Origin of the sequence: Lysinibacillus sp. 2017 (genome assembly GCF_003073375.1) — a bacterium.
Taxonomy (GTDB): Bacteria; Bacillota; Bacilli; order Bacillales_A; family Planococcaceae; genus Solibacillus.
The window spans coordinates 1,472,782-1,498,770 of record NZ_CP029002.1; the positions used below are offsets into that span (position 1 = coordinate 1,472,782).

Sequence of the window (25,989 nt, forward strand, 5' to 3'; positions counted from 1 at the left end):
GTATTAAAATTTTCAATATATTAAAACTATTTGGGGTGATTTTATGTTGGTGTTGAAAAATGGTTTTGTGTTAAATGTAGAAGCAGGTATTTTTGAGAAAAAAGATATTTTAATTAAAGATGATCGTATTGTATAAATTTCCACAAATGTATGTGAAGACGAATCTACAATAATCAATTGTGAGAACAAATGGCTGATCCCAGGTTTAATCGACATGCACGTTCATATAAAAAAACACTTTGCTCATTATTTTACTGCTGCTGGTATAACGACTATAAGAAATACTGCAGGAAGTGTGATTGAATTACAACCATTTATGATAGCACCATCGAATTCGAGTGAACCTCGTGTCATTTCAGCCGATCGAATGATTGACGGACCTCCAGGACTTTGGGGAGAAGATAGCCCGTACAATCTCAATGTGAGTGATGAAGATGCTGCAAGAAAAGAAGTGCAAAGACAAGTCGCTCTTGGAACGGATTTTATAAAAATTTATGGTTGGTTAGAACCTGAGTTTATGAAAGTTGTCGTTGATGAGGCAAAAAAATTTGGTAAAGAAGTAAGCTGTGACATCCTACATTCGAAAAAGGTAAATGCAATAGACGCGGCGAACTTTGGGATTGATTGGCTAGAGCATTGCTCGGGAATGATTCAAGCGATGTATCCACAATGGACAATGGATGCATCGGAGGATATTTGGAATCAAATTCCGTGGGACAATCCAAATGAGCAAAAAATTCAGGAGCTATGTGAACTGTTATTGCAGAAGGGAACAAAACTATGTCCAACACTTGTACTGTATGATCAAATGCGATTAGCAGAAAATTATTGGACATTTAAACACCCAATTATTCAACATATTGAAAATAGTACACACTTATTTCAGCATTGGGAGCCAGCTGCACAACAAAAAAGTGGGCAAAAGTATTTTGGAAGACAGGTTAAAACGATTCAAAAAATCGCCTATACGTATTTTAAAATGGGCGGGGTAGTTGTACCAGGAACGGACACACCCGCAGGTATTTACACTTATCCAGGTATGGCGTTGCATCGTGAACTTCAATTATTTGTCGAAGCAGGTTTCACAGAGACTGAAGCAATTCAACAAGCAACGATGAGTGCCGCGAAAGCATTGAATATCGATAATTTAGGAATGCTTAAAGAAAACTATTTGGCAGATATCCTCATTTTAAACCGCAATCCCGTAGAAAATATAGAACACACAACGGATATTAATCAAATAATTAAGGGGGGAACCGTATATACACCGCAACAATTAATAAAAGCTGTTCCTACAGAAGAAGAGATGACGATTTATACAAATGAATTAGTAGTTAAATTTAAGGAACTACAGTTGGTATAGAATCGTTAAGACGGTACGACAGCAAGCTGCATCTATAAATTGTAAATCGTGATTGCTAATCATGATGCAATCACTATAAAATAAGAGGCTGGAACAAAACCCACCTCGAAAATAAGAAGCCCCGAAAACTTTACGATGAGTAAAACGTTTTCGGGGCTTTGTTTTTATCTACTTTTAGCTGGTGTTCTTCAATACGATGGACACTTTCCGTATTTATTTAATTGAACGATTAATTATAAAAAGTGCAGATATTTTATATTTTTAGTTCATATACATATTTCGAATGGACGTGAGTCAGTAATGTGAGTAATTTTACAAATATTACGGAGGAGGTTCTGGGAAATGGGAGGAAATGCAAAAAGGGATTATAAAACCAAAATACAGAAATTCGGAAGTTTTTTAAGTGGCATGATTATGCCGAATATTGGTGCTTTCATAGCATGGGGTCTTATAACGGCATTATTTATTCCGACTGGTTGGATTCCAAATGAAAGTTTAGCAGAATTAGTTGGACCAATGATCAATTATTTATTGCCTATTTTAATAGGGTTTACTGGTGGGCGCCTTGTTTATGGTATTCGAGGAGGGGTTGTTGGTGCAACGATAACAATGGGTGTGATCGTTGGTTCCGATATACCGATGTTCCTTGGAGCAATGATTGTAGGTCCACTAGGTGGATGGGTTATTAAAAAGTTTGATGATGCAATTGAAGGGAAAATTAAGTCCGGCTTTGAAATGCTTGTGAATAACTTTTCTGCTGGAATAATTGGTGGCGCTTTCACTTTAGTGGCATTCAAAGTGATTGGCCCCTTAGTAGAATCATTAAGTGACTTACTTGCTGCGGGTGTGGAAATCATTGTCGATGCAAATCTATTACCATTCGCAAGCATATTCATAGAGCCAGCAAAAGTTCTGTTTTTAAACAATGCCATTAACCATGGAATTTTAGGTCCTATCGCAATTGATCAAGCAGCCGATGCAGGAAAATCCGTCCTATTTTTACTCGAAGCCAATCCAGGACCTGGTCTCGGAATTTTACTAGCATTTATGTTTTTCGGAAAAGGAATAGCAAAACAAACGGCTTCAGGTGCAGGGATTATCCATTTCTTTGGTGGGATACATGAAATCTATTTCCCGTATATTCTAATGAAGCCCATGCTTATCATAGCTGCAATTGCTGGAGGAGCATCAGGGGTATTTACGTTGCAATTATTTAACGCAGGTTTAGTTGCAGCGCCGTCTCCAGGTAGTATTTTTGCAGTATTAGCGTTAACACCAAAAGGCGGTTATGTCGGGATTATTTTAGGTGTAGTAATTGCAGCGGTTGTCTCCTTCCTCATAGCTGCTCTTATCTTAAAAACATCTAAAGAAACGGAAGAAGATGCGTTAGAAGTCGCAACAGAAAAAGCTTCTTCCCTAAAGGGTAAAGAAAGCAGAGCAGCTGAGCTTCTTGACCAATCAGCTACGAAATTCACTGGAATTAAAAATATTACCTTTGCATGTGATGCAGGGATGGGATCAAGTGCAATGGGGGCTTCCATTTTAAGAAATAAAATAAAAAAAGCTAATCTTGACGTGAATGTGATAAATACTTCAATTAGTAGTTTGCCAGAAGATTCGGAAATTGTGATTACACACCAAGATTTAACCCCAAGAGCAAAAGAAAAATTGCCAAATGCTCATCATATTTCTGTGGATAATTTTTTAAATAGTCCTGCATATGATGAACTGATTGAAAAGTTAAAGGAAAATTAAAACACTAAAACACTAAAACTCGGCCTAGGCAAAATATGGCCGAGTTTTGATCAATAAGGCGCTGTTTAAAAAAGGATGAAGGAGTCGTTGTATTGACACTGCCGATTTTATCGCTGGAAAATATTTTATTGAACCAGGTGATGAAAACAAAAGAAGAGGCAATCCGTTTAACAGGAAAATTACTTGTGGACCGTGGCTATGTTCAACAAACCTATATAGAAAAAATGTTAGAGCGTGAAGAGTTGACCTCAACCTATATGGGGAATCTTGTTGCTATTCCTCATGGGACAGATGAAGGAAAAAGGGAGATTTTAGAATCTGGAATTGTCATCATTCAAATACCCAATGGCGTAGATTTTGGGGATGGAAGTATAGTGAAGTTGATTTTTGGCATTGCAGGTAAAGGTGATGAGCATATAGATATCTTATCTAATATTGCAATTGTTGTATCAGATATTGAGAATGTCCATAAAATTGTCAATACAACTTCAGCAATGGATGTGTTCGCATATTTTAAGGACGTTGTTTAAATGGATGCGGTCCATTTTGGTGCTGGAAACATTGGCCGAGGATTTATAGGGTATTTATTGTACCAGTCGGGTTTTAAAACTTGTTTTATAGATGTTAATGATAAATTGGTTCATTTGTTAAATGATAAAAAGCAATACATTGTTGAGTATGCTAATGATCTGCATGAACAATTTTTAGTTAAGGATGTCCATGCCATTAATAGTTCAACACATCCAGATTTAGTCATAGAGGCAATTGCTAAAGCAGAAATTGTCAGTACGGCTGTTGGACCCAATATTCTTCCGCATGTTGCAAAATTATTAGTGCAAGGGTTAAAAAAACGCCTCAAACAGTCGCAACCTTCATTGACCATTATTGCTTGTGAAAATATGATTGATGGAAGCTCCTATCTTAAGGAATGTGTCTACAAAGAGTTAACTGCAGATGAAATAGCACAATTTAATAAATATTTTAGCTTTCCAAATGCTGCGGTAGATTGTATCGTCCCAAATCAATCAAATGAAGATCAACTGGCAGTTATCGTTGAACCATTTTATGAATGGATTGTAGAACAAACAAAAACGGATAGTTCTCTTCCACCTATAAAAGCAATTACATATGTGAAAAACTTAGAACCATATATTGAGAGAAAACTCTTTACAGTGAATACCGGACATGCAATCGCTGCCTATGGAGGCTATTTAGAAGGGATTCTACCAATACATGAAGCAGTCTCTAACGAAAACGTTAAAAAATTAATGATGAATGTGCTACAAGAGACAAGTAAATACCTCGTAACCAAACATGGATTTAATGAACTAGCACATCAGGAATATGTTGATAAAATCATAAATCGTTTTCATAATCCCTATATACCGGACGTCACTACAAGGGTAGGCCGTTCGCCCATACGTAAACTGATGGCAAATGATCGTCTCGTAAGTCCGGCTACTAAATATGTAGAGCTGTTTGATGAGATTCCTAACCATTTGGCTATGGGGATAGCATTTGCTTTAAAGTATGACTACTTAGAAGATTTAGAGGCAAAGCAGTTACAAGAAACGATTCAACTAAAAGGAATACACTATGCAATTGAAAAATTTACTACGTTAAAGCCGGGAACAGAGCTATTTAATGCGATTTACAATCATTATCAAGAGTATAGTTCCAATTCTATAAAGGGAGATGACTTTTTTGAAAAAAAAATCGTACGTGATTATTACTGAAACAGGCATTCATGCAAGACCTGCAGCGGGATTAGTGAAAGTAGCATCAAAATTTTCTTCTACTATCCAAATAGAAAAGAATGAGCGAAAAGCGAACTTAAAATCCATCCTTGGAGTGATGTCTTTAGGACTTGGAAAAGGACAATCTTTTTCTATTTATATTGATGGAGAAGATGAGGAAGAAGTACTACAAGAACTAGACCAATTTTTAAAATCTGAAGGTTTAGTTGAAATATGACGTTGCTCAGAGGAATTGCTGCTTCAGGGGGAATTGCAATGGGAAGAGCATTCCTATTGGTGGAGCCGGAACTCTCAGTTACAAAAAAGTCCATTCTAAATCCTAATAATGAAATTGCTCGATTTCATGCTGCTGTAAATACAGTCAAACAACAATTACAAATCATTCGAGATCGAACAGAGACGGAGCTAGGCGAAGTAAATGCTGCTATTTTTGATGCCCATTTACTTGTATTAAGTGACCCAGAAATAATCGAAACAGTTGAAAATCAAGTGAATGCAGGTGTAAATGCTGAATTTGCATTGCAAGAAACTTCCTTGTCATTGATTGAAATATTTGAACAACTTGATGACGAGTATTTGCGTGAACGCGTAGCAGACATTAAGGACGTAACAAAACAAGTTTTAGCAGAGTTATTACATGTAGAAATACCAAATATCAATTTAATTACTGAAGAAGTAATCATTATCACAAAGGATTTAGCACCTTCTGAAACAGTACAATTGAATCCTGTATTTGCGAAAGGTTTTATAACTGATTTAGGTGGTCGTACCTCACATTCTGCAATCATGGCACGTTCCATGGGGATTCCAGCAATTGTAGGTACAACAACTGCTACGAAAATCGTTCAAAATGGAGATTTCATAATACTTAATGGGGATAGTGGAGAAATATTTATTAATCCTACTCAAGAGTTGATTGACCATTACAAAGAAAAAAAGGCTAAATTTGAGGTACAGATGAAAGCATTGGAACGATTAAAAAATAAACCAACAATAACAGTAGACGGAATTCGAATTGAGATTGCTGCAAATATTGGGACGCCTCAGGAAGTAATGCAAGTACTTGAGAATGGCGCGGAGGGAATCGGTCTTTATCGTACAGAATTTTTGTATATGGAGAGAGATTCACTACCAACGGAGGAAGAGCAATTTGAGGCATATAAAACCGTACTTGAAAAAATGGAGGGTAAACCAGTCGTCATCCGCACCCTTGATATTGGGGGAGACAAGCAACTTCCTTATTTACATCTTCCTGAAGAATTAAATCCCTTCCTTGGTTTACGTGCAATTCGTCTCTGTTTACAACAACAAGACTTATTTCGAACGCAGTTAAGAGCGTTATTAAGAGCAAGTTGTTTTGGGAACCTCAAGATCATGTTTCCGATGATTGCTACTATAGAGGAATTTAGAGAGGCAAAGCAATTATTACTGGAGGAAAAGAAGAAACTCCAAGAGCATGGGATTCCAGTGGCAGGAACATTTGAAATTGGAATCATGGTTGAGATTCCTTCCACTGCCATACTGGCAAATCAGTTTGCAAAAGAAGTAGACTTTTTTAGTATTGGAACAAACGATCTTATTCAATATACATTTGCTGCAGACAGAATGAATGAACATGTATCATACCTTTATCAGCCATACAATCCTGCCATTTTACGACTTATAAAAATGGTCATAGATGCTGCACATGTACAAGGAAAATGGGTTGGTATGTGTGGTGAAATGGCAGGAGATGCGATTGCAATTCCACTATTGATTGGTCTAGGATTAGATGAATTTTCAATGAGTGTGTCTTCAACGTTAAAGGCAAGAGATCAAATTAATCAACTTAAGCAAAGTGAAATGAAAGAACTGGCTAAAATTGCACTTTCTATGGAGAGTAGTGAACAAGTGATGCACTATGTATTGAATGAAATCTAAGCAAAATACTACTTATAAAGAGTTTTCACTGAGTGCCAAAATCCTTATCAAATCAAGGGTTTTAGCACTTTTTCTTTTTTAATGAGTTTCACTTTTAACAATTCTATCTTTGTAAGGATATTTTATTTTCCCTATAACATCATCAGTATTCCTCTCTATATCTACAAAATGTCCTATACAAGGAAAACTATAATCCCAAATCTGGGAACACAGGAGCAATTTTTGTTGTTTTATATGCAACACTTTTTGCTTTACCAGCGCCATTTAACTTGGTATTTTAAATTAAAGCAATAACTATACATTTGGAGTATGGAGCTAAATGTTTTAATAAAATAAACCGGCATCGTTGCAATTGAAACAACGATGTCGGTTTTACTTTTTCAATCATTTCTTTTTCGTCATGCTATAGCACTTTCAATGGCTTTAACGTATGCTTTAACACTTTACCAGAGTCGTTGTGCGGTAAGGCATCGAGCACTTCAATTTCTGCTGGGCATTTGTATTTAGCGATATTTTTAATGACATAATTGAAAATGCCTTCGACGTCTAACTGTTTGCATTCTTTAAAGACAACGAATGCTTTTAGGACTTCGCCGTAAAAGATTAAGATAATTCTAGTTTGGATAGTGATTGCAGAAAGGGAGAACCACTTATCGAAATGGCAAGGTAGAAGATGCGGGTACGATAATGGGAACAACGATGATGGGAAATATAAGCATTTAGTGATTTGTAAGTATTTCTGCTAATAGAATGTTATTATATAAAAAAGGTTTAAAATACTTTTTAGTAATATTATTGGTAGAGAGGGAGATTTATTTGAAAAAAATATTTACATCAATGCTATTTATGGTGCTCTTATTATCGTTAGCTGCGTGTGATTCGAAGCAAACGATTTCACAATCAACTCCAACTTCGAATGACGAAGAACAGAGCAAACAACAAACAGAAAAAGAACAAAATGCTTCTTTAGAAATTGTAAATTCAGGATCTACGGTATGGGTTGATAGCATTAATAGCGTTTGGGTGAATTCTGCAGCAATCTATAAAAATACTGGTGATGTGGCAGTTGAAATTGGCGAAACACAAATGAACTTTAAAGCAAAAGATGATTCGATTATGGGTACATCTTCAATGATTTATGCTGTTCCTACAGTTGTGCAACCAGGTGAAACAGCGATTGTTGGTGAGGGTACAGTGTTAGATGGTGAAACAACAACGGACAATTTTTTAGAAACGACGTATAACTTTAATTTTGAACCGACTGATGCAGATTCTAACTTAATGGAAGTTAGTAATGTAAAAGGTGTTCAAGGTGAATACGATTATAGTGTAACTGGCATGGTAAAAAATCCTACAAATATTAAACAAGATGATGTTCGTATTGCGGCGATTTTATATGATGCTTCTGACAAAGTTATTGGGGCATTGACAGGAAGTGTTGATGTAGGGCTAGCACCTAATGGGGATGCTGGTTTTGACTTAAGTTATCCAAGTTTGCCAGAAAACATTGGTACAAAGGTAAAAAATATTGAAGTGAAAAGTTACGGATTTACTTGGTAAACGGAGGATTAAAAGTGAAAAAATTATTTATTGGATTAAGCCTTACAGTTGCGATGTTAGCTGCATGTGGCGATGATGAAGCAGCTACAAAAAAAGGGGATTCTGAGCAAGAGATTGCTGTAGATAAAGGGCTTCTTGATGTCGAATTAACATTGCCTGCAGATTTATTTGAAGGGCAAACAGAAGATGAAATCATTGCAAATGCTAAAGAAAAAGGCGTAAAAGAAGTTAAAGTGAATGAAGATGGCACAGTTTATTACAAAATGTCAAAATCTGAACATAAAAAGATGATGAAAGATGCGAAACAAAGCATTGTAGATAGCATTGCTGAAATTGTGAATTCAGATGAATATTCTTCTATTAAGGAAATTTCATATAATAAAGATTTTACCGAATATGATATTACGGTAGATCAAAATGCATTCAATAACAGTATGGACGGATTTGCCATATTTTCATTAGCGATTTCAAGTACGTATTATAACGGATTAGATGGAAAATCAGACGATTTGAAGTTAACGATGAACATGATTGATGAAGCGACAGGTGAAGAGTACGACTCATTTATATTCCCAGATGATTTGGAAGATGAAGAAAATACAGTAACAGAATAATTTTTTTCAAATAATATACTTGCCGAGTACAAGGACTTCTAATAAGTCCTGACAAAAACGGATTTGGATAACAGGTTCCAAATCCGTTTTTTGATGTTTTCTAGAATTAAGAGGAATGTCCAAATGTGAGGCTACCTAAATAATCACTAATGATTGTTTAGGTAGCCTTTTTTATTTTTTAATTGTAAATCCATATCCTTGGTAATATGTTAGTAAAAGGAGGTGGTGTGTTATGAATAAATACTCGATTACAGAATTCATAAAAAATACCGAGCAAGTAGATAAGGGAGAAGGCTTTTTTGAATTGGAAACCTCACGTATGTTAGAGGTGAATCTTGGCGGACTCGTTTGGGCGAAGGCAGGTTCAATGGTTGCATACAACGGCAAAATTAAGTTTGAGCGAGAGGGCATTTTAGAACATGGCATTGGTACGATGTTTAAAAAAGCATTCACCGGTGAAGGAACTTCCCTTATGAAAGCAAATGGGAAAGGAAAATTATATCTTGCAGACAGCGGTAAAAAAATTATTATCCTTCATTTACAGAATGAAGCAATCTATGTCAATGGTAATGATTTGCTTGCATTTGAACCGTCTATTAACCACGAGATTAAGTTAATGAGAAAAGTAGCGGGGATGCTTGCAGGTGGTTTGTTTAATGTTCGCTGTGAAGGAACGGGATTAGTTGCGATTACGGCGCATTATGAACCACTAACATTACGTGTTACCCCTGGAAATCCCGTTATAACAGATCCAAATGCAACCGTAGCATGGTCAGGAAACCTTCGACCAGAATTTCAAACGGATATTTCACTGAAAACTTTCTTTGGTAGAGGAAGCGGTGAATCCATTCAAATGCGATTTGAAGGAGAAGGTTTTGTCATCATCCAGCCGTTTGAAGAAGTATATTTGCAGCAGACGCAAAGTTAATTAATTATTCTGGATAATAGCCTTTAGGAAAATACAGTAATATCCAAATTTGGTATAATGGCAATGGGGCTATCTGTTCGGATAGCAGGGAAATGAGTGATATTAGAAGGTTAATTATATAAAAACGCTTCATTACTCATTTCAAAAACTAACAAGAATAGGGGGATAATAAATGAAGAAAAAAATATTTACATCTATTTTGGCATCTGCAGTTGCTATTCCTGCTGTTGTTTTACCAGTAAACGCAGAGACACCATTTAAAGATATTACTTCGACAAGTCCTTATGCAGAGGCAGTTGCTTTTTTACAGGCGGAAAATATTATTGGTGGGTACGATGACCAAACATTCCGTCCTTCGGAAACCATTGCTAGACAGCATGTTATTTCAATTATCAATAAACTAGTAGACTTAAAGCCGGTTCGTGAGTCGAAATCATTTACAGATATACCGACTACGCATCCATACTTTGACGCAATCCAAAAAGCATATCGTGCAGGCATTATTGATGGTGATCAAAACAAAAACTTCAATCCGAATGAAGCTATTACACGTGCTCAAGCAGCGAAAATACTAGCCTTAGCGTTTGATTTGAAGGCTGGTAAACAATTTCCATTGCAAGATGTACCATTAACACATTGGAGCAATGAATACATTCAAAGGCTTGCCGGAAATGGGATTACAACCATAACAGATAATGGCCTTTTTCAACCAAATGAAAAATTAACAAGAGGTCAGTATGCTTTGCTTTTATATCGATTAATCCATATCGAGGGGGAACAACCATTGACACAACATATCGGTCAGTGGAGTGGTCAAATTGATATTCCACAAAGCCCTTTAGCAGTTCAACTAAACATATCTGAAAATGGTACAGGCACATTTTCTGTACCAGCTCAAGGAGTAAAGGATTTCCCTGTTAAATCTGTTACGGTTACAGGTAATAAAATTCGCGTAGATATTGAGATTGCAGGGTCAAGTATGGTTATTGAAGGAACAGTAGAGAAAGAAAAAATTACAGCGACTTTCACGCAAAATGGTATGACGCTTCCACTTACATTAACACCATATGAGGAACCTGAAGAATCAAACGTAGCGTATGAGGAATTAACAATCCCTGTTACAGGCGGACAGTTAAAAGTAGCACTTCAAATGCCGACTGTTAAAGCAAACGCACCTGTCCCAGTTGCGATTATCATTGCAGGTTCAGGAGCTACAACGAAAGATGGCAATACGGTTCTTGGTGACAACAATAGTTTGAAGATGTTAGCGGAAGATTTGGCAGCAAAAGGCATTGCTTCTATTCGCTATGATAAACGCGGTGTTGGTGATAATATGAGCCTTATTGCTAAAGAAGAGGATTTGACATTTAATGATTTTGCAAAAGATGCAGAAAGTATTGTGAAGGCAGTAAATAGTGATGCACGCTTTTCAACTGTTCATATCATCGGACATAGCGAAGGTTCCTTAGTTGGTATGGTCGCTGCTACTTCAAAAAAAGTGGATTCTATCGTTTCAATTGCTGGCGCAGGTCGACCAATTGAAGAAGTACTCGTTGAACAATTAACAGCTCAGCTACCAGAGGATTTACTGAAGAAGAGTAAAGATATATTAGCGTCGTTGAAAAAAGGGGAGCTTGTAGCGGATGTCCCTGAAAGCTTATATTCTGTATTCAGACCATCTGTTCAACCATATATGATTTCTTGGTTGCAGTACGATCCAGCCGAAGTACTGAAAAAGCTCGATGTGCCAACACTTATTGTCCAAGGAAAAAATGACTTACAAGTAAAAATGACGGATTCACAACGCTTAAGTACAGCAAAGCCGACTGCTAAAATCGTGTACTTCGATAAAATGAATCATGTGTTAAAAGATTCTCCGACTGATCAAGCAGGTAATGTGGCGACGTATACCGATCCATCACTTCCACTGGCAGAAGGACTTGTTGATAGTATTACAACGTTTATCTATACAGCCTTAAAGTGATGACAGAAAATCTTATTGAGTATTGGAAAAAATAGAAGAGCGATGTGTACGGCTCCTATTTCACCCAAACTCTTCAAGCTATAAATTAAGCCTCTAGAGCAGCAAAATCCCATTTAAATTAAGGATTTTGATGCTTTTTCTCTTGTGCAATTAGTAGAATACATAACTTTATAATAACAAAGAATACGAGAAGAAGAATTTGAAATTCGATAAATTATCCCTTGATTTTTACTTGTATTACACAAACTTTAGTTAAAATGAACTAATAATATTGTAATTTTTAGAATATTATAAGTTATTAAATGGTAATAAAGACAGATACAATACTAGGTAGAAATGCTATACTTAATTATCAGATATTTCAATCAAAAGAATGAGGGATAATATGGATTTTAATCAGAAAACAAAGCGTAATATTCTGTTGCTGTGGATTTTTACAGGGTTGCCACTTATGTATGTATTGTATTTCTTATTTCCGAGCCAACCAATCGACTGGACAATTTTTTTATATTTGAGTATTTTTGCAATCATTACAACTGCTATTCCATTCCAAGTCGGCAATACGACGATTGTACTTTCGCAATGGGCAACATTAGCTGCCTTTTTGTTATATGGTGTTGGTGCTGAAATGATTGCTGTTCAACTGAGTATTTTGCCGATTATTTATCAAATGAGAAATCGCCCAGATATGTTTTATCGAATCTTATTTATTTCCTGGATGTTTATGTATACATCTTTCGTTGCTGCAGGGGCGGTACATTTATTAGGTTTTGAAGTTGGTAATGCGAATCTAATGTATTTACTCATTTATGGGTCTTTATTCGTTATCATCCACTTATTTATGAATCATTTGATTTTGTATTTACGTGACCGATTAGTCGGAATCGAAGAGAAGTTTTTTAGTGAGGATATTAAATGGGATTATAGCAGTATAGCGATTACTATACCTTTTGCCATTTCTTTAGTAATTATGATTAAAGAATTGGGAGTAGCTGCAATCTTCTTGCTTGGAATTCCGTTCTTTGCGATAACATATGTTGTGAAAATTTATAATATATCAGAACGTGTTAATTATTCATTAAGTAAAGCGAGTAATTTCGGGCATGAGTTGGCAGATCGTTTAAGTGCTCAGCAAATCATAGATTTATTTATGAACCGCGTAAGTCAACTTTTTGCTCATGATGATATGTATATTGTAGATCATATTCTAGGGAAATATGTTATTCTGCGTGCTCGAGTGGATGGGATAGATATCGATGTCCAAGCGGAGTCAGAGTCGATTCGAAAATCCTTTATTCATTGTTGCTTTCAAACAGAAGAGAAACGAATTTATGGAAATGCCAAAGAATGGGTAAAAGAAGCACCTGACTTCCTGTCTCCTGATATGAATAGTGTCATGATTGTTCCTATTCACCGCAATCAACGCACAGAAGGGATGGTCATTTTAGCGGCTCGTAAGAAAAATGCGTTTGAAAAGTACCAAATGGATATCGTTCATTTATTGTCGACCTATTTTGCTGTGTCTCTTGAAAAAGCTAAATATTTAAATGCAGCAGTTGAGAAAAGCGAATCGTGTGCACTGACAGGTCTTTATAATTATCGTTATTTGGATAAAATGTTAGCGATGGAGCAAGAACGTATGGAAGCCAATCCGCATCTACAGTATTCTTTATTAATGATGGATATTGACCATTTTAAACGAATAAATGATACGTTTGGACATCATGCAGGAAATATCGTGTTAAAAGATTTTGCTAAAATGTTAGAAAGTCTCGTCCCAGATGGTGCCATTTTAGCACGTTATGGGGGAGAAGAGTTTGTTATGCTTGTCCCTCATCTAAGTAAAAGTGATGCAACAGAGTTAGGTGAGAGAATACGCCAAAAAGTAGAAAATACACCATTCTTAATTGAAACAGATTTGGCGGAAGCTCCTCGTGAAGAAATTATATTTTTGACGGTAAGTATTGGAGTTTCCCATGCCCCGGATGATACCGAGGAAACGAAAGGACTATTACGCAATGCCGATCGTGCTCTCTATATTGGGGCAAAGCAAGCAGGGCGGAATAAAGTTGCACAATATGTAAGAATATAAAGCTAATGTGTTGTCTAGTATAATGAAAAAAACGAATTTCAATCATGAATGATGAAATTCGTTTTTTTCTTGTTTTTAAATATCCACATACTTCTTTAATTTATTGAAGTTTGTTTGCTATTTGGATAAATGCTGTAACATCATTAATTTATACTTTCGTTTTATTTATGCTTTTTCAAAAAGACAATTGCAGATAAAAAGCCTAACAAGATGATTGTACCGACTATAAAAAGAATGCTCGTTGTCCCTGAAATAATCGAGCCGTTTATCTTATATACAACTCCAAAGTTCAACATATAATCTTCTGCAAATTCTACATTTCCACCAAATACTTTATCAAAAGAATCCGTCATAAAAGTATTTCTTAAAAGAACTGTAATATGACTGACAGGAAAAAAGTGGATGATTGATTGCACATAGTTCGGAAGAGCTGACATAGGAACATAAATGCCACATAAAAATCCAAGTACTGTTCCGATAATTGTATTAACTGTAGAAAATGCCGTTTCAGTGTTCACAAATAACACAATAAATAAATTGATCATACTACTCATCATCACAGCCAAAATTAATATACCAATCACTTTCATCAGCGCAATTATAGAAAGGAATTCACCGCCAATAGAGACGATAAATATTTCACAGCAAATAAAGCCAATAAAGGTCATGATAAAACCGATAATAAACGAACTAATAACATAACTTAGTTGAATTTTGAAGCGCGATGCATCCGTTACTAAAAAATCTGCGGTAATTTTTGATTCGATGTCCTTGATATAGATTCCGAACGTCGCTAAAGTCGTGGTCATCGCGATAATTGATAATAATCCAGCGACCATCCATTCACTTACCATTACTTCAATTGCTGGTGAGATAGGGACATATTGTTCAATCGAACTAACTTGTAGCTTTTGTAAGAAAATTACGTAAACACCGATTAGGATAAGTACCGATAAAAGTGAAAAAAAGACGAGTACTTTATCACGTAGAAACACTTTATTATTTCGACTTACTAAACTCCATAACATGAGGAACACCTACTTTTCTTCGTTTATTTGAATGAAAACTTGATCAATAGAGCCTTTCACGACTTCAAACGATGTAATAAACGGGGAAATTCTTTGAATAATTGGAATCGCATCCATCGTAGAAGGTAGCTTCACTTTGTATACATCGCCAGCTAAAGCCATGTCTAAGTCAATGAGTGCAGTGATTTCATGTACACGGACATCACTTTTTAGTGCAATAATAAGTTGGTCAGATGCATATTGTTCTTTTAATTCGTTTGGTGTACCTTGTGCGACAATCTCTCCTCTTTTAATGATGACAATTTGGTCAGCATTTGCCGCTTCTTCCATATAGTGCGTCGTTAAAAAAATCGTCATATTTGATTCTTGTCTTAGTCGTTCAATCGTTTCCCATACGAACCTTCGCGTATGTGGATCAAGTCCTGTTGTGGGTTCGTCTAAAAATAATACGTTTGGTTTATGGATGATTGCACGGGCAATATCCGCACGACGTCTTTGCCCACCTGATAACTGGCCGTATTTCTTTGATTCTATGTCTTCTAATTGTAAATATTTATAGACAAATTCATAATTTTCCTTTAGTTGAGCTTTTGGCATATTATAAAAACGCCCGCGATGGATAATATTTTCTTTAACCGTGAGCAGTGGGTCTAGTAAACTCTGTTGAAAAACGATACCAATTGATTGGCGTATAGATTGGTTGTGATTAACCGTACCTAGTGTGTGTCCATTGATCACTACATCACCACTCGTTTTTTCAAGTAACGTGCATAGTATTTCAATCGTTGTCGACTTACCGGCACCATTGCTTCCTAAAAATGCAAAAAATGATCCCTTTTTTACTGAAAAACTGATTCCCTTTACAGCTGTAACATTACCGTACTGCTTTTTTAAGTCTTGAACTTTAATCGCATAAGTCATTCTTGCTCGCCTCGACTTTCTTGTAAGATTTCATTCATACGTTTAATGTCTTTTTTTTGTGTCATTAAAATAAATAGCCATACAATGATATAAATGATAGTAATTCGAATGAATAATGCAACAATGGTCATCGGTTGTTCCATTGAAAACCAACTGCCAAAAATGCCGATTGTGAAAGCAGATGAAACAACGATAATATAGTGAACGGCTAAAACAGCAATGTAAGGCCATTGATTTAACTTAAATATATTGTTTGCGCAGCCAATCATGAGACCTAAAGCTAGTGCTAATAAAAATTCCTCTATTAGTTCATCACCAGCCCATAATGCAGTGGGCTCTCTAAAAGAAATTAATGCAATGGTGAAATAGGATGTGAAAACACTTACGAAACAGCTAATTAAAAAGTTTCTCATCTACTTTTCCCTCCCTAATCCAAGTGCTTCTTTAAGTAATTTAAAATAATTTCGACTTACAGGTACTGTCGCTTCGTTTGATAACACTATTTGTGGGTTGCCAAGCACTTTCGATTGAATGGAAACGATTTTATTGAGATTGACGAGCATCGATTTGTTGACACGTATAAAGGCTGAGCTGAAGCGTTCCTCTAATTCATATAATTTATTTTTTGCCTCAAACTCTTCTTCATCTGTTTGAAGGTAGACTTTGCCATCTTCAGTAAAAATCGTGAAAATTTCTTGCGGTTTGAGTAGATGGATATCTGTATTCAAGTAACCAATAAGATTTTCCAGTTGTGTATTGTTTATTTTTTTCATGAGCTGTTTCACATTGTCATCATATAGTGGTGCATGGATATGCACTTCGATTTCTTGGCGCTCGTTTTCGATATGCAAATGGACTTTCATATGGAGCTCCTTTCTTACGTTGAGTTTATCATCGAATATAAAACCTCAATGGTTTTTGTATGTAAGTGGTTAAAATGGTTAATTAAACGGTAATAAATGGTATATAAGGAGAAATGTTTAAATCTACTTAATTGTAACTTAGAAAACGATATTTTCGATACATAATGTACAATTTTGAAAAATGGAGTAAAAAGGGGTACTTGCATTTATGTTTTCAAACAATTTCCTATTCTTTAAAATAGATGTAACTGATCAAAAGTACAAATTGATGGTATTGATTTTGAAGGCTATTTTTATTTACTATTCACTCAATAATTTTAGCGTGTTCCAAATGGTGAACAAACACAAGAAACATTCAATTATTTGAAAATTCTAAATTATTTCCTGGAAAATAAAAATTACTTCCTAGGTTGAAATATTTCTTTGTTTTACAAATGAAGAAACGGCAATATTTATTTGCTATTTGTTGGTTGTGAAATTAATTGATTTGATAAAAATAAACGTTTGTTCTACAATGGAAAAAGTTGTAAACGGGGGTGTGTTTTGTGAGACCTAATTTAACAAAAGATATTAGTATAGAAAGTTTTAGAGATTACTATTGGTTAAAAGAGGAATTACAATCATTTTGTAAAGAAAATGGAATAAGTACTTCTGGCTCTAAAATAGAAATTTTTGTTAGAATCGAAACATTTCTTCTGACGGGGGAAATAAAAAAGTCTATCAGAAAATCAAGTGTAAATAAGAACGTAGAACCACAAATAGATTTAAGTTTGAATACAGTTATTACAGAAAACCATCGTTGTAGTCAAGATGTAAGAGCGTTCTTTAAGACAGTAATCCCTAAATTCCACTTTTCTACTTATATTCAAAACTACTTTAAAAATAACGTTGGAAAGACTTATCGTCATGTTGTAAATGCTTGGTATGAGGAAGAGGAACTCAAGAAAAACCCTTCGTACAAGAAAAAAATTGCACCTCAATTCGAATATAACCAATTCATTCGCGACTTTTTTGCAGACCCTAAAAATCAAGGAATCAGTCGTGAAAAAGCGATAGAAGAATGGAATGAAATCAAGAAATTGCCTGGAAGCAACAAATATGAATCCAATAAATAACCTTAGTATTTGAAAAACCTTGTTATTTTAGTACTCAGAAAAGTGTGGAAAGCCGAAAAAATCAAATGTAAATGGGGTATACGAACATTGTTTTTCATTCAAATGTCTGGTGTTCCTGGCTCTGGAAAATCCACATTAGCACGTGAAATTGCCAAAAGAACAGGTTGTATCATCGTTGATCACGATATCGTAAAAACTGCATTATTGAATTCTATGGAGGAAATTAATATGGATGGGAAATTAGCTGGGAAAATATCATATAATATTGATTTTTCGTTGGTGGACTTTCATTTATCCCTTGGGCAGAACGTAATACTTGATAGCCCGTGTTTATATGATGAGATGATTGAAAAGGGGACAAAATTATCTGCAAAGTATAACGCAAACTATAAATACATAGAGTGCTATCTTGAAGATTTCACTGAAATCAATCACCGGTTAAAGAGTCGACAAAAGATGCTTAGTCAAATTACTGAATTTCAATCAGAAACTAATTTTTACACGACACTTCAAGGTAGTAAAAAACCTTTAGTTAATGGCTCTATTGTTGTGAATACAGCGAATATTTTAGAATCGTATATAGAAGATGTTATGCGTTATGTGATTACGGACTGATATTTTTTTGTGTAGGCGGTTTATTATAAAAACATTGACACAATTCAATTTTATTGGATATAATGCTTTTCAAATATAAATTCTTAGAAAAAGAGAGTAGTTTATGTGGGATTTGGTCAGCGAGTTGGGAAATGGTGAGAGCCCAGTACAAAGAGCATAAATGAACCGCACTTTGGAGAAGCTTCTTGAAATGATAGTAGGGAATGCCGGGGAGTCACCTCGTTAACAATGGAAAGTGGTCACAGATTGTGGCAACTAGAGTGGTACCACGGGAAACTATACTCTCGTCTCTTATACATAGAGACGGGAGTTTTTTTATGGATAAAAATAAAAGAATTCAAGGAGAGAACATGAAATGTATAAAGAAATAGCAGCAATTTTAGTAACTGTATTAGAAAATCAATTAACTCAAAATGAAATTGAGAAGCTCTTAGAAAAACCGAAGCACCAAAATCTTGGTGATATAGCTTTCCCTTGCTTTACGCTTGCAAAAAAATTTAGAAAAGCGCCACAAATAATTGCACAAGATATCGCAGCCAAAATTGAAAATGACCTCATTCAAGAAGTTCAAGTGGTTGGTGGTTATATCAATCTGTTCTTAAACAAAAAGAGCGTTACGCAAAATGTGATTTCAACGATCCTTCATGCTAAATCAGCATATGGTCAAAAAGAAAAACAGCATCAAAATGTTGTAGTGGATTTTTCGTCGCCAAATATTGCGAAGCCGTTTTCAATGGGGCATTTGCGTTCAACGGTAATCGGGAATGCTCTGGCAAACATTTCAGAGAAAAATGGCTATGATGTAATTCGCATCAACCATTTAGGGGATTGGGGAACTCAGTTTGGTAAATTAATTGTAGCATACCATTTATGGGGAAATAAGGAGGCCATTGAAGCCGCACCAATTCAAGAACTATTAAAGTTATACGTGAAATTTCATGAGCTGGCGGAGGAGGATGAGCAGCTAAATGTTCAGGCACGAGCTGCATTTAAAGCTCTTGAACAACATGACGCACAAGCACTGGCACTTTGGAAGTGGTTCAAAGAGGCCTCTTTACAAGAATTCAAAGAGATTTATGATGTGTTAAATATTCATTTTGATTCTTACGACGGGGAAGCGTTTTATAACGATAAAATGCATCTGGTTATCGAAGAGCTACAACAGAAAAATTTACTTACATTATCAGATGGTGCTTATGTCGTAGCGTTAGAAAATATGCCACCATGTTTAATTACAAAGCAGGATGGAGCTACTCTTTACGCTACACGTGACTTAGCAGCGGCTATCCATCGTAAAAAACAATATGATCCTGCGAAAGTATTTTATGTAGTGGGGAATGAACAAACGTTACATTTTAAACAATTTTTCAACGTCATTTCAAAAATGGGGTATACATGGTATGAAAATTTACAGCATGTACCTTTTGGCATGATGCTAAAAAGTGGTAAGAAAATGTCGACACGTAAAGGCAGAGTCATTTTGTTAAAAGATGTCCTTAATGAAGCCATTGAAACAGCTAAAGCGAATATAGAGGAAAAAAACCCGAGTTTGACGAATAAAGAAATAGTGGCAAAGCAAGTAGGTGTCGGTGCGGTGATCTTTAATGATTTAAAAAACTTTCGCTTAAATGATATTGAATTTTCTTTAGAACAAATGATGAATTTTGAAGGAGAAACTGGTCCATATGTTCAGTACACGTTTGCACGTATTTCATCTATTCTTGAAAAAGCACAATTCAAAATGGAAGAAGCTATGCAAATTAATGAATTAGGTGAGCAAGCTTGGACAGCGATTCAGTTATTAAATCATTTTCCACAAATTGTGACCGATGCTTTTGAACAAGCCGACCCATCGTTAATTGCTAAATTTGCTTTACAATTAGCTCGTGCTTTCAACAAATATTACGCACATACAAAAATTTTAGTCGAAGATGACATGAAAGAAAGTAGATTGATTTTTAGCTATTGTGTGGCAATGATTTTGCAAGAATGTTTAGCAATATTAGGAATAGAAGCTCCAAAAAATATGTAATAGTATATGGGGGGATAATGATGATACGGAAATTAACAAACGATGACCGAAACATTGTCATGGCGCTAGTAAGTATAAAACCAGCAGAGAACTTATTTATAATCGGTGATATTGAAGCATATGGTTTTGAATCAGATATTCAAGAACTTTGGGGTCAATTTGAAGATGAAAAATTAGTCGCGATTTTATTAAGATATGATCAAAATTATATTCCTTATAGCGAAGGAGCATATGATGTAGCAGGCTTTGCTGAAATTATTAATAAAAATCCAAATCAAATAGAAATATCTGGCCTACAGTATTTAATCGCTCCTTTACGAAAATTCATTGACCGTGATATTCGAAGGGACAGTGAAACGTATTATGCAAAATGTACAGAACTGAATTATGAAGTGGATACAACTCAATTTGAAAAGGTATCATACTTGCAGCCATCTGAGTATGCAGAAAATGTTGAAATGTTAAGCTCAATTCCTGAATTTTCAACGGGGACGTTTAGTGTAGAAGGCAGAGAACGCGCGGAAAAGTATAAAACAGGTCGTACATATATGATGCGAGATGAACAGGGCGTCATGGTTTCTTCTGCATCAACTACGGCAGAAAACTCACAATCTGCGATGATTGTAGGCGTAGGCACAAGACCAGGCTATGCAAAAAGAGGATATGCAACACGTTGTATGGAAAAGCTATGTAGCGATTTATTGGCAGAAGGTAAAACAATCTGTTTGTTTTATGATAATCCAGCTGCCGGAAGTATCTATAAACGTCTTGGATTTGAGGATATTGGTTATTGGTCGATGATACGTTATGAGCCGCAAAATACTAAATTCATAATTTCATAGCATGTAGTTCATTTAAAAAAATCGTTTCAAAGCGGCCATAAATAATAAAAATGAAGAAAGGCACTGAGAGTTAAATCTCGGTGCCTTTTGAGTGCGCTATTTGAAGTAGTGAATTTTATTTTTTTAAGTTACATTAAATTTTAAATTGATTTATTTCTTCATGGATTGCCATGGCACCTTCACTTAATGATTTAGCAACAGAGTTAATCTCGTGCATAGTAGCTGTTTGCTCTTCTACAGAAGCTAGAACAAGACTAGATTGCTGTGCTGCATTATTTGCAGCCTGTGCCATTTCTGTAACAGAAGCTGCTACTTCCTCTGTGCTCGCAGAGATTTCTTCCGATGAGGCAGATACCTCTTGGATTTGGGCGGTCATTACCGTAATTGATCCAACAATATTGCTAAATGAAGCTTGAGCATTTTGTAGATAAGTAACGCCCTGGTCTACGTTTTGTACAGTTAAGTTTACACTTTCTTCTACTTCTTTAGTATCTTTTTGAATGAGAGAAGTTAACCCAACAATTTTTGAAGCAGAGCTTTTTGATTCTTCTGCTAGTTTTCGAACTTCATCAGCCACAACGGCAAAGCCTTTTCCATGTTCCCCAGCACGAGCAGCTTCAATAGCAGCGTTTAGTGCAAGAAGGTTTGTTTGCTCTGTAATATCCGTAATGACTTTTGTAATGCTTTCAATTTCAGCTGATTGCTTGCTTAACTGTTGAATTCTTTCTCTTGTTTCATGTGAAGACTTTTGGATGACAGCCATTTGTTTTTCAGCTGTTTGAAGCGTTTGACCACCTTCATTAGCCATGGATTGCGTATCAATAGATTGTGAATGCAAGCTTTGAGCTGCTTCTGCAATTCTTCCAACCCCTTGTGCACTTTCGTCCGTTGCAATAGCACAGTCATTACCAGTATCAGCAGCTTGTCCTCCAGCTGAGGCGATATGTTCCATATGTTCTGCAATATCTTTCGTGGCTACCGTAACCTCGTCTGTACTAGCTGCTAATTGTTCAGCAGCAGCAGTTGTATTCGAGACATTCATGGAGACATTACGAATAAGATTAGATAAATTTGCCTTCATCGTATTAAAAGCTTGAGCAAGTTCATTTAGTTCATCTTTCGTATTAACAACAATATCCTTATCGCTTAAATCGCCCGTTGCAATGACATTTGTAGCAGTTGTTAAACGTTTCAATGGAATCGTAATATTTCGTGTAATCATAATCCCTAAAATGATTGCTGAAATTACACCTAAAATTGAAATGATAATTAAAATCTTTTGACTAAATGCTGCATTTTCAGTTGTATCGTTACTTGAAACGTTCATTTGTTCGACTTGGAAATCGACAATATTATTAATTGATTGTTGAATAGCTCTATTTGCTGGAACGGCATAGTCAAAAAGTACAGATTTGGCCTTATCATTTTGACCGTTATTAACATATTCAATAATTTCATCTACATAATCGTTATACACAACTTGTTGCTCTTTTATATTTTTAATTTCTTCTTGCATTTGTGGCAATGTAAACAGAGGCTCGATTTCTTTTAAAGTGTTCGTAACAAGTTCTCTTTGTGTATACAGATTATCTAGATTCGAGCTTTCTTGGCGTAGTACATAAGAACGGATATATAATCCTTGTAATGAAGTGGCATTTTGGATTTTATTTGCTTCCATTACCTTATATGCACGATCTTCTAATAAAAATGTGTATTCATTATCCATTTTAGACATTTGATTTACAGAAAAAGCTGAAAGTCCAATAAGGATAAGAATAATAATCCCGAAACTTAAAAATAATTTTTTTCTAATTGACATAGTATTTGTTGTCCTCCAATAAGTTTTCATATATAGATAGTACGATATACATATGTAACTTCGACATGATTTCGCTAATTTTAATAGTATGTTATCATTTTTTTGATGTTGCAATTTTTAGAATAGTTATAAAATATGGGTCCTTGTTATTTTTAACATGTTCAATTTTGGAAGTGAAATGCATTTTTTTGGAAAAATAATTTGCTATACTTTTTTTTAGGAGGTGAGCCAATGAAAGTAAATCTTACTGACACCGGAACTTACGGAGCCAGTTGCACAAATAAAAACAAATAAAGTTACACCAAGAATAGAAGCGGTTAAAGAAGTCATCGAGAAAGAAGATTTTTCCACGAAAATTTCAGTCAGCCAAGGAAAAAGTGTATTGTTGCTTTCTCGAAATAAAATGCAAGTTGCAAGAATGGAGTTAGGAAAAGTCGTTGTGTATATGGTAGATGGTGATTGGTTTGAAATAAAGGAAACGTTACAAGAGTTAGAAAATCTACTTGGAGAACAATTTGTCAGAATTTCTAAAAGTGCAATCGTCAACATCGATAGCATAAAGACTGTAAAAGCGTCCTTTAATGGAACAATGGAGCTCTACCTTGAAAATGGTTATGAGGAAGTCATTTCGAGAACTTATCGTAAACAATTTAAAGAAAGATTAGGGGTGAAATAAAATGAAAAATGCCTTTTCTACTACGTATTTAGCATTTGAAAACGGTTGTATGATTTTTATGCTTTCATTATGTTATCATTATTGGCAAATAGGTGAAGCAGCTTTTGAAAATGTCGTTTCTCAATTTGATAAGATTGTGTTAATTCAATATAAATTTCAAATTGCCTTGCATTATGGAACAACAATACTTTCCATTATGATACTCTCCATTTGGTTAGGATTTGTAAATTGGTCATTCTTAAATTTAATATTTTACTTTACACTCACATCTATCATTTTTATTATTCTATGGGTATTCAATTATTTCATGCTTGTCAATGATGCGAAAAAAAATTTGAAAGTCGTAAGTAATAATATTCTTTATAAGTTTCGTAAATGGTCAACAACTCATCATGCTTAGTCGTTGAAAGGTGCATCGAAATATACATCAGAAGGGCGGAGCAACTAAAAAATGAACTGTATTTTTTGCCATGATATAAAAGAGGATCAGCCCTTAACTGAAACAGAAAATTTTAAGGTGATTTTTGATATTGACCCTATTCAATCCGGTCACTTACTCATACTGTCCAAACATCATTATTTAGATATACGAGAACTCTCAAATCCTCTAATTTTAGAGTTTTTCCAGTTACAAAAGCGTATCATTGATCTACTCGAAAAGAATTTTGCAGTGGATGGTGTAAGTATTATTCAAAATAACGGAAAAATTATGGATGAAGGAACACATTTGCACGTTCACGTAATCCCACGATATACAAAGGATGCTTTTTGGGATAATCAAGAAGTTGTAGAACATACCTTGTCGATAGAGAAGCTTAAAATTCAATTAAAAAGCCTATCTAATTGAAATGAGTACCGCATTCGGGAAGAGAATTTCGGAAGTGATTAACAAAAGCATGTGAAGATTAATGATCACTTTCACATGCTTTTTATGTTTATTTTAAATGTTGTTATTCATCATAAATGTTTGAATCTGTTCCTTCAATTCCATAGGTGTATCACATTTAATCGCGACAAATTCATATTCTTTTTCAATGCCCATAAATAAAGTGACTTTTTGTGGGCATTTCATTTTTAAAATGATATCAGGATATACTTTTTCGAAATCGCGAATGACAAAATCAATCGTACTTTTCGAAAGTTTACGTTGTAATATTTCTGGATCCTCGATTATCGATTCAATGTTTGTATAATCAATTTTTGCTCGCTTCATTAAGCCTAATGAAATGAAAAATGATTCGTTTGTAAAATGAATTGGGTTTAACCGTAAAGCTTGTAAATCTGCTAAGAAAAAAATAATCGAATAAATATTTAGTAGTAATAATAGAATCGATACAATCGGTGCTTTTGCATGTAACCAATAATGAACGCCCAATGTTTCAACAACGATAGCATGAATCATCATTACTTGAAATGCAATAAAGCTCGACTTTTTATACAGAGTAACCCCGTCTGGTACTTTGCTTTTCCAACTGCCCATTGCGTAATAAAACATGAGTAATTCTGAACAAATCATTTGAATAATGGGGTTATATCGAACGTGATTGTTAACGGCGTTTGAAAAGGAAAATAATAATGGTAGCTTAGTTCGTTTCGTTTCTTTTATGATTGAAGGCATAAAACGAACAAAGGTGATTATTAAAAGTAGTTCAAAAACAATGATACAACCTTCGACTAATAACCCAATCCAAGTAACTGTTACATAAGGCTCCAACATCGTGGGCGGGATAAGGAAGCGAATTAAAATACAACCGAATGCAGCTAATAATACACAAGATTTAACAGAGAACTTTTTACGATAAAGCATAATAAATAGTGGCAAAAAAAGGATGAAATCTAACAGCGACCCAAGTACGACGTATTGCGTGTCTTCCGGTAAAATGGTTGAACCAACAGCAGTTTGATAGAGCAGAAAGTTACTACTTAAGAGAAGAATGATTAAGAGTAACCAAATAGTTTTAAATTTTTCAATAACGTACAATTTACTCATCTCCAGTTATTTGAATTGGTTTTATCATTATGTTTCTAGTTGGATAGTGAGCTGATTTGTAGGTAATACAAGCATGCTCTTAGTTCTGCACAAATTGAATGAACCTTTATGGTTA

25 protein-coding genes and 1 other annotated feature are annotated in these 25,989 nt (G+C 35.1%); of the genes, 18 read left to right on the forward strand and 7 right to left on the reverse strand.

Annotation, left to right across the window (positions count from 1 at the left end; translation table 11 throughout):
- Window positions 1–214 precede the first annotated feature (214 nt).
- The 6 genes from DCE79_RS06790 (at window position 215) to ptsP (ending at window position 6,795) form a co-directional block, all read left to right on the forward strand.
- Entirely contained in the window at window positions 215–1,363 is a 1,149-nt protein-coding gene (locus tag DCE79_RS06790; RefSeq protein ID WP_234417351.1) for an amidohydrolase family protein, read from the forward strand.
- 342 nt (window positions 1,364–1,705) lie between these two features.
- Window positions 1,706–3,118 (forward strand): PTS mannitol transporter subunit IIBC, encoded by a 1,413-nt coding sequence (locus DCE79_RS06795; protein WP_108712354.1) that lies wholly within the window; start codon window positions 1,706–1,708, stop codon window positions 3,116–3,118.
- 98 nt (window positions 3,119–3,216) lie between these two features.
- Window positions 3,217–3,648, forward strand: a complete 432-nt coding sequence (locus DCE79_RS06800) for a PTS mannitol transporter subunit IIA (RefSeq protein WP_168214678.1) — start codon at window positions 3,217–3,219, stop codon at window positions 3,646–3,648.
- Window positions 3,649–4,854 (forward strand): mannitol-1-phosphate 5-dehydrogenase, encoded by a 1,206-nt coding sequence (locus DCE79_RS06805; protein WP_108712356.1) that lies wholly within the window; start codon window positions 3,649–3,651, stop codon window positions 4,852–4,854.
- On the forward strand, window positions 4,823–5,092 hold the full coding sequence (locus DCE79_RS06810) for an HPr family phosphocarrier protein (protein ID WP_108712357.1): 270 nt from the start codon (window positions 4,823–4,825) through the stop codon (window positions 5,090–5,092). The genes DCE79_RS06805 and DCE79_RS06810 overlap by 32 nt, the downstream gene beginning before the upstream one ends.
- Complete coding sequence (gene ptsP / locus DCE79_RS06815; RefSeq protein WP_108712358.1) at window positions 5,089–6,795, forward strand: phosphoenolpyruvate--protein phosphotransferase; 1,707 nt, start codon at window positions 5,089–5,091, stop codon at window positions 6,793–6,795. The genes DCE79_RS06810 and ptsP overlap by 4 nt, the downstream gene beginning before the upstream one ends.
- Before the next feature lie 403 nt (window positions 6,796–7,198).
- Here the strand turns inward: ptsP and DCE79_RS06820 are convergent, their stop codons facing one another.
- The gene (locus DCE79_RS06820) at window positions 7,199–7,492 is read right to left on the reverse strand and encodes an AMP-binding enzyme (RefSeq protein ID WP_234417352.1); all 294 of its coding nucleotides are present in this window, start codon (window positions 7,490–7,492) and stop codon (window positions 7,199–7,201) included.
- 119 nt (window positions 7,493–7,611) lie between these two features.
- Between DCE79_RS06820 and DCE79_RS06825 the strand changes: the two genes are divergently transcribed.
- From DCE79_RS06825 to DCE79_RS06845, 5 genes are all read left to right on the forward strand, one after another.
- Window positions 7,612–8,355: an FxLYD domain-containing protein gene (locus tag DCE79_RS06825; RefSeq protein ID WP_108712360.1), complete on the forward strand. Its 744-nt coding sequence runs from the start codon at window positions 7,612–7,614 to the stop codon at window positions 8,353–8,355.
- A 14-nt stretch (window positions 8,356–8,369) separates the two neighbouring features.
- Window positions 8,370–8,969 (forward strand): hypothetical protein, encoded by a 600-nt coding sequence (locus DCE79_RS06830; protein ID WP_234417353.1) that lies wholly within the window; start codon window positions 8,370–8,372, stop codon window positions 8,967–8,969.
- A gap of 232 nt (window positions 8,970–9,201) precedes the next feature.
- Window positions 9,202–9,897, forward strand: a complete 696-nt coding sequence (locus tag DCE79_RS06835) for an AIM24 family protein (RefSeq protein ID WP_108712361.1) — start codon at window positions 9,202–9,204, stop codon at window positions 9,895–9,897.
- 172 nt (window positions 9,898–10,069) lie between these two features.
- The gene (locus tag DCE79_RS06840; RefSeq protein ID WP_108712362.1) at window positions 10,070–11,881 is read left to right on the forward strand and encodes an alpha/beta fold hydrolase; all 1,812 of its coding nucleotides are present in this window, start codon (window positions 10,070–10,072) and stop codon (window positions 11,879–11,881) included.
- Between the two features lie 385 nt (window positions 11,882–12,266).
- The gene (locus tag DCE79_RS06845; protein WP_108712363.1) at window positions 12,267–13,973 is read left to right on the forward strand and encodes a sensor domain-containing diguanylate cyclase; all 1,707 of its coding nucleotides are present in this window, start codon (window positions 12,267–12,269) and stop codon (window positions 13,971–13,973) included.
- Between the two features lie 161 nt (window positions 13,974–14,134).
- Here DCE79_RS06845 and DCE79_RS06850 read toward each other — a convergent pair whose 3' ends face one another.
- Genes DCE79_RS06850 through DCE79_RS06865 form a run of 4 tightly spaced genes read right to left on the reverse strand, consistent with a single transcriptional unit; the run spans window position 14,135 to window position 16,785 of the window.
- A complete protein-coding gene (locus DCE79_RS06850; protein ID WP_108712364.1) occupies window positions 14,135–15,001 on the reverse strand; it encodes an ABC transporter permease in 867 nt (288 codons plus the stop codon).
- 9 nt (window positions 15,002–15,010) lie between these two features.
- A complete protein-coding gene (locus DCE79_RS06855) occupies window positions 15,011–15,922 on the reverse strand; it encodes an ABC transporter ATP-binding protein (RefSeq protein ID WP_108712365.1) in 912 nt (303 codons plus the stop codon).
- Window positions 15,919–16,335, reverse strand: coding sequence for a DUF3021 family protein (locus DCE79_RS06860; RefSeq protein ID WP_108712366.1), 417 nt, complete (start codon window positions 16,333–16,335; stop codon window positions 15,919–15,921). The genes DCE79_RS06855 and DCE79_RS06860 overlap by 4 nt, the downstream gene beginning before the upstream one ends.
- Window positions 16,336–16,785 (reverse strand): LytTR family DNA-binding domain-containing protein, encoded by a 450-nt coding sequence (locus tag DCE79_RS06865; protein ID WP_108712367.1) that lies wholly within the window; start codon window positions 16,783–16,785, stop codon window positions 16,336–16,338. It lies immediately after the preceding gene.
- Window positions 16,786–17,330: 545 nt separating this feature from the next.
- Here DCE79_RS06865 and DCE79_RS06870 point away from each other — a divergent pair.
- The 4 genes from DCE79_RS06870 (at window position 17,331) to DCE79_RS06885 (ending at window position 21,389) form a co-directional block, all read left to right on the forward strand.
- A complete protein-coding gene (locus tag DCE79_RS06870; protein ID WP_108712368.1) occupies window positions 17,331–17,900 on the forward strand; it encodes a DUF6434 domain-containing protein in 570 nt (189 codons plus the stop codon).
- An 87-nt stretch (window positions 17,901–17,987) separates the two neighbouring features.
- Window positions 17,988–18,515 carry a P-loop nucleotide/nucleoside kinase family protein gene (locus DCE79_RS06875; RefSeq protein ID WP_108712369.1) on the forward strand — a complete coding sequence of 176 codons (528 nt, stop codon included), beginning with the start codon at window positions 17,988–17,990 and terminating at the stop codon, window positions 18,513–18,515.
- 75 nt (window positions 18,516–18,590) lie between these two features.
- Window positions 18,591–18,810: a binding site (T-box leader), on the forward strand.
- A 60-nt stretch (window positions 18,811–18,870) separates the two neighbouring features.
- Entirely contained in the window at window positions 18,871–20,547 is a 1,677-nt protein-coding gene (argS, locus tag DCE79_RS06880) for an arginine--tRNA ligase (RefSeq protein WP_108712370.1), read from the forward strand.
- Window positions 20,548–20,567: 20 nt separating this feature from the next.
- Window positions 20,568–21,389 carry a GNAT family N-acetyltransferase gene (locus tag DCE79_RS06885; RefSeq protein ID WP_108712371.1) on the forward strand — a complete coding sequence of 274 codons (822 nt, stop codon included), beginning with the start codon at window positions 20,568–20,570 and terminating at the stop codon, window positions 21,387–21,389.
- 133 nt (window positions 21,390–21,522) lie between these two features.
- Here the strand turns inward: DCE79_RS06885 and DCE79_RS06890 are convergent, their stop codons facing one another.
- Window positions 21,523–23,208: a methyl-accepting chemotaxis protein gene (locus DCE79_RS06890; protein ID WP_159083063.1), complete on the reverse strand. Its 1,686-nt coding sequence runs from the start codon at window positions 23,206–23,208 to the stop codon at window positions 21,523–21,525.
- Between the two features lie 385 nt (window positions 23,209–23,593).
- Between DCE79_RS06890 and DCE79_RS06895 the strand changes: the two genes are divergently transcribed.
- The 3 genes from DCE79_RS06895 to DCE79_RS06905 are packed head-to-tail and all read left to right on the forward strand — an operon-like array spanning window position 23,594 to window position 24,731.
- Entirely contained in the window at window positions 23,594–23,884 is a 291-nt protein-coding gene (locus tag DCE79_RS06895; RefSeq protein WP_255417975.1) for a LytTR family DNA-binding domain-containing protein, read from the forward strand.
- A 1-nt stretch (window position 23,885) separates the two neighbouring features.
- Complete coding sequence (locus DCE79_RS06900) at window positions 23,886–24,284, forward strand: hypothetical protein (RefSeq protein WP_108712373.1); 399 nt, start codon at window positions 23,886–23,888, stop codon at window positions 24,282–24,284.
- Between the two features lie 51 nt (window positions 24,285–24,335).
- Window positions 24,336–24,731, forward strand: a complete 396-nt coding sequence (locus tag DCE79_RS06905; protein WP_108712374.1) for an HIT family protein — start codon at window positions 24,336–24,338, stop codon at window positions 24,729–24,731.
- 93 nt (window positions 24,732–24,824) lie between these two features.
- Here the strand turns inward: DCE79_RS06905 and DCE79_RS06910 are convergent, their stop codons facing one another.
- Window positions 24,825–25,874: a beta-carotene 15,15'-monooxygenase gene (locus tag DCE79_RS06910; RefSeq protein ID WP_369916799.1), complete on the reverse strand. Its 1,050-nt coding sequence runs from the start codon at window positions 25,872–25,874 to the stop codon at window positions 24,825–24,827.
- Window positions 25,875–25,989 lie beyond the last annotated feature (115 nt).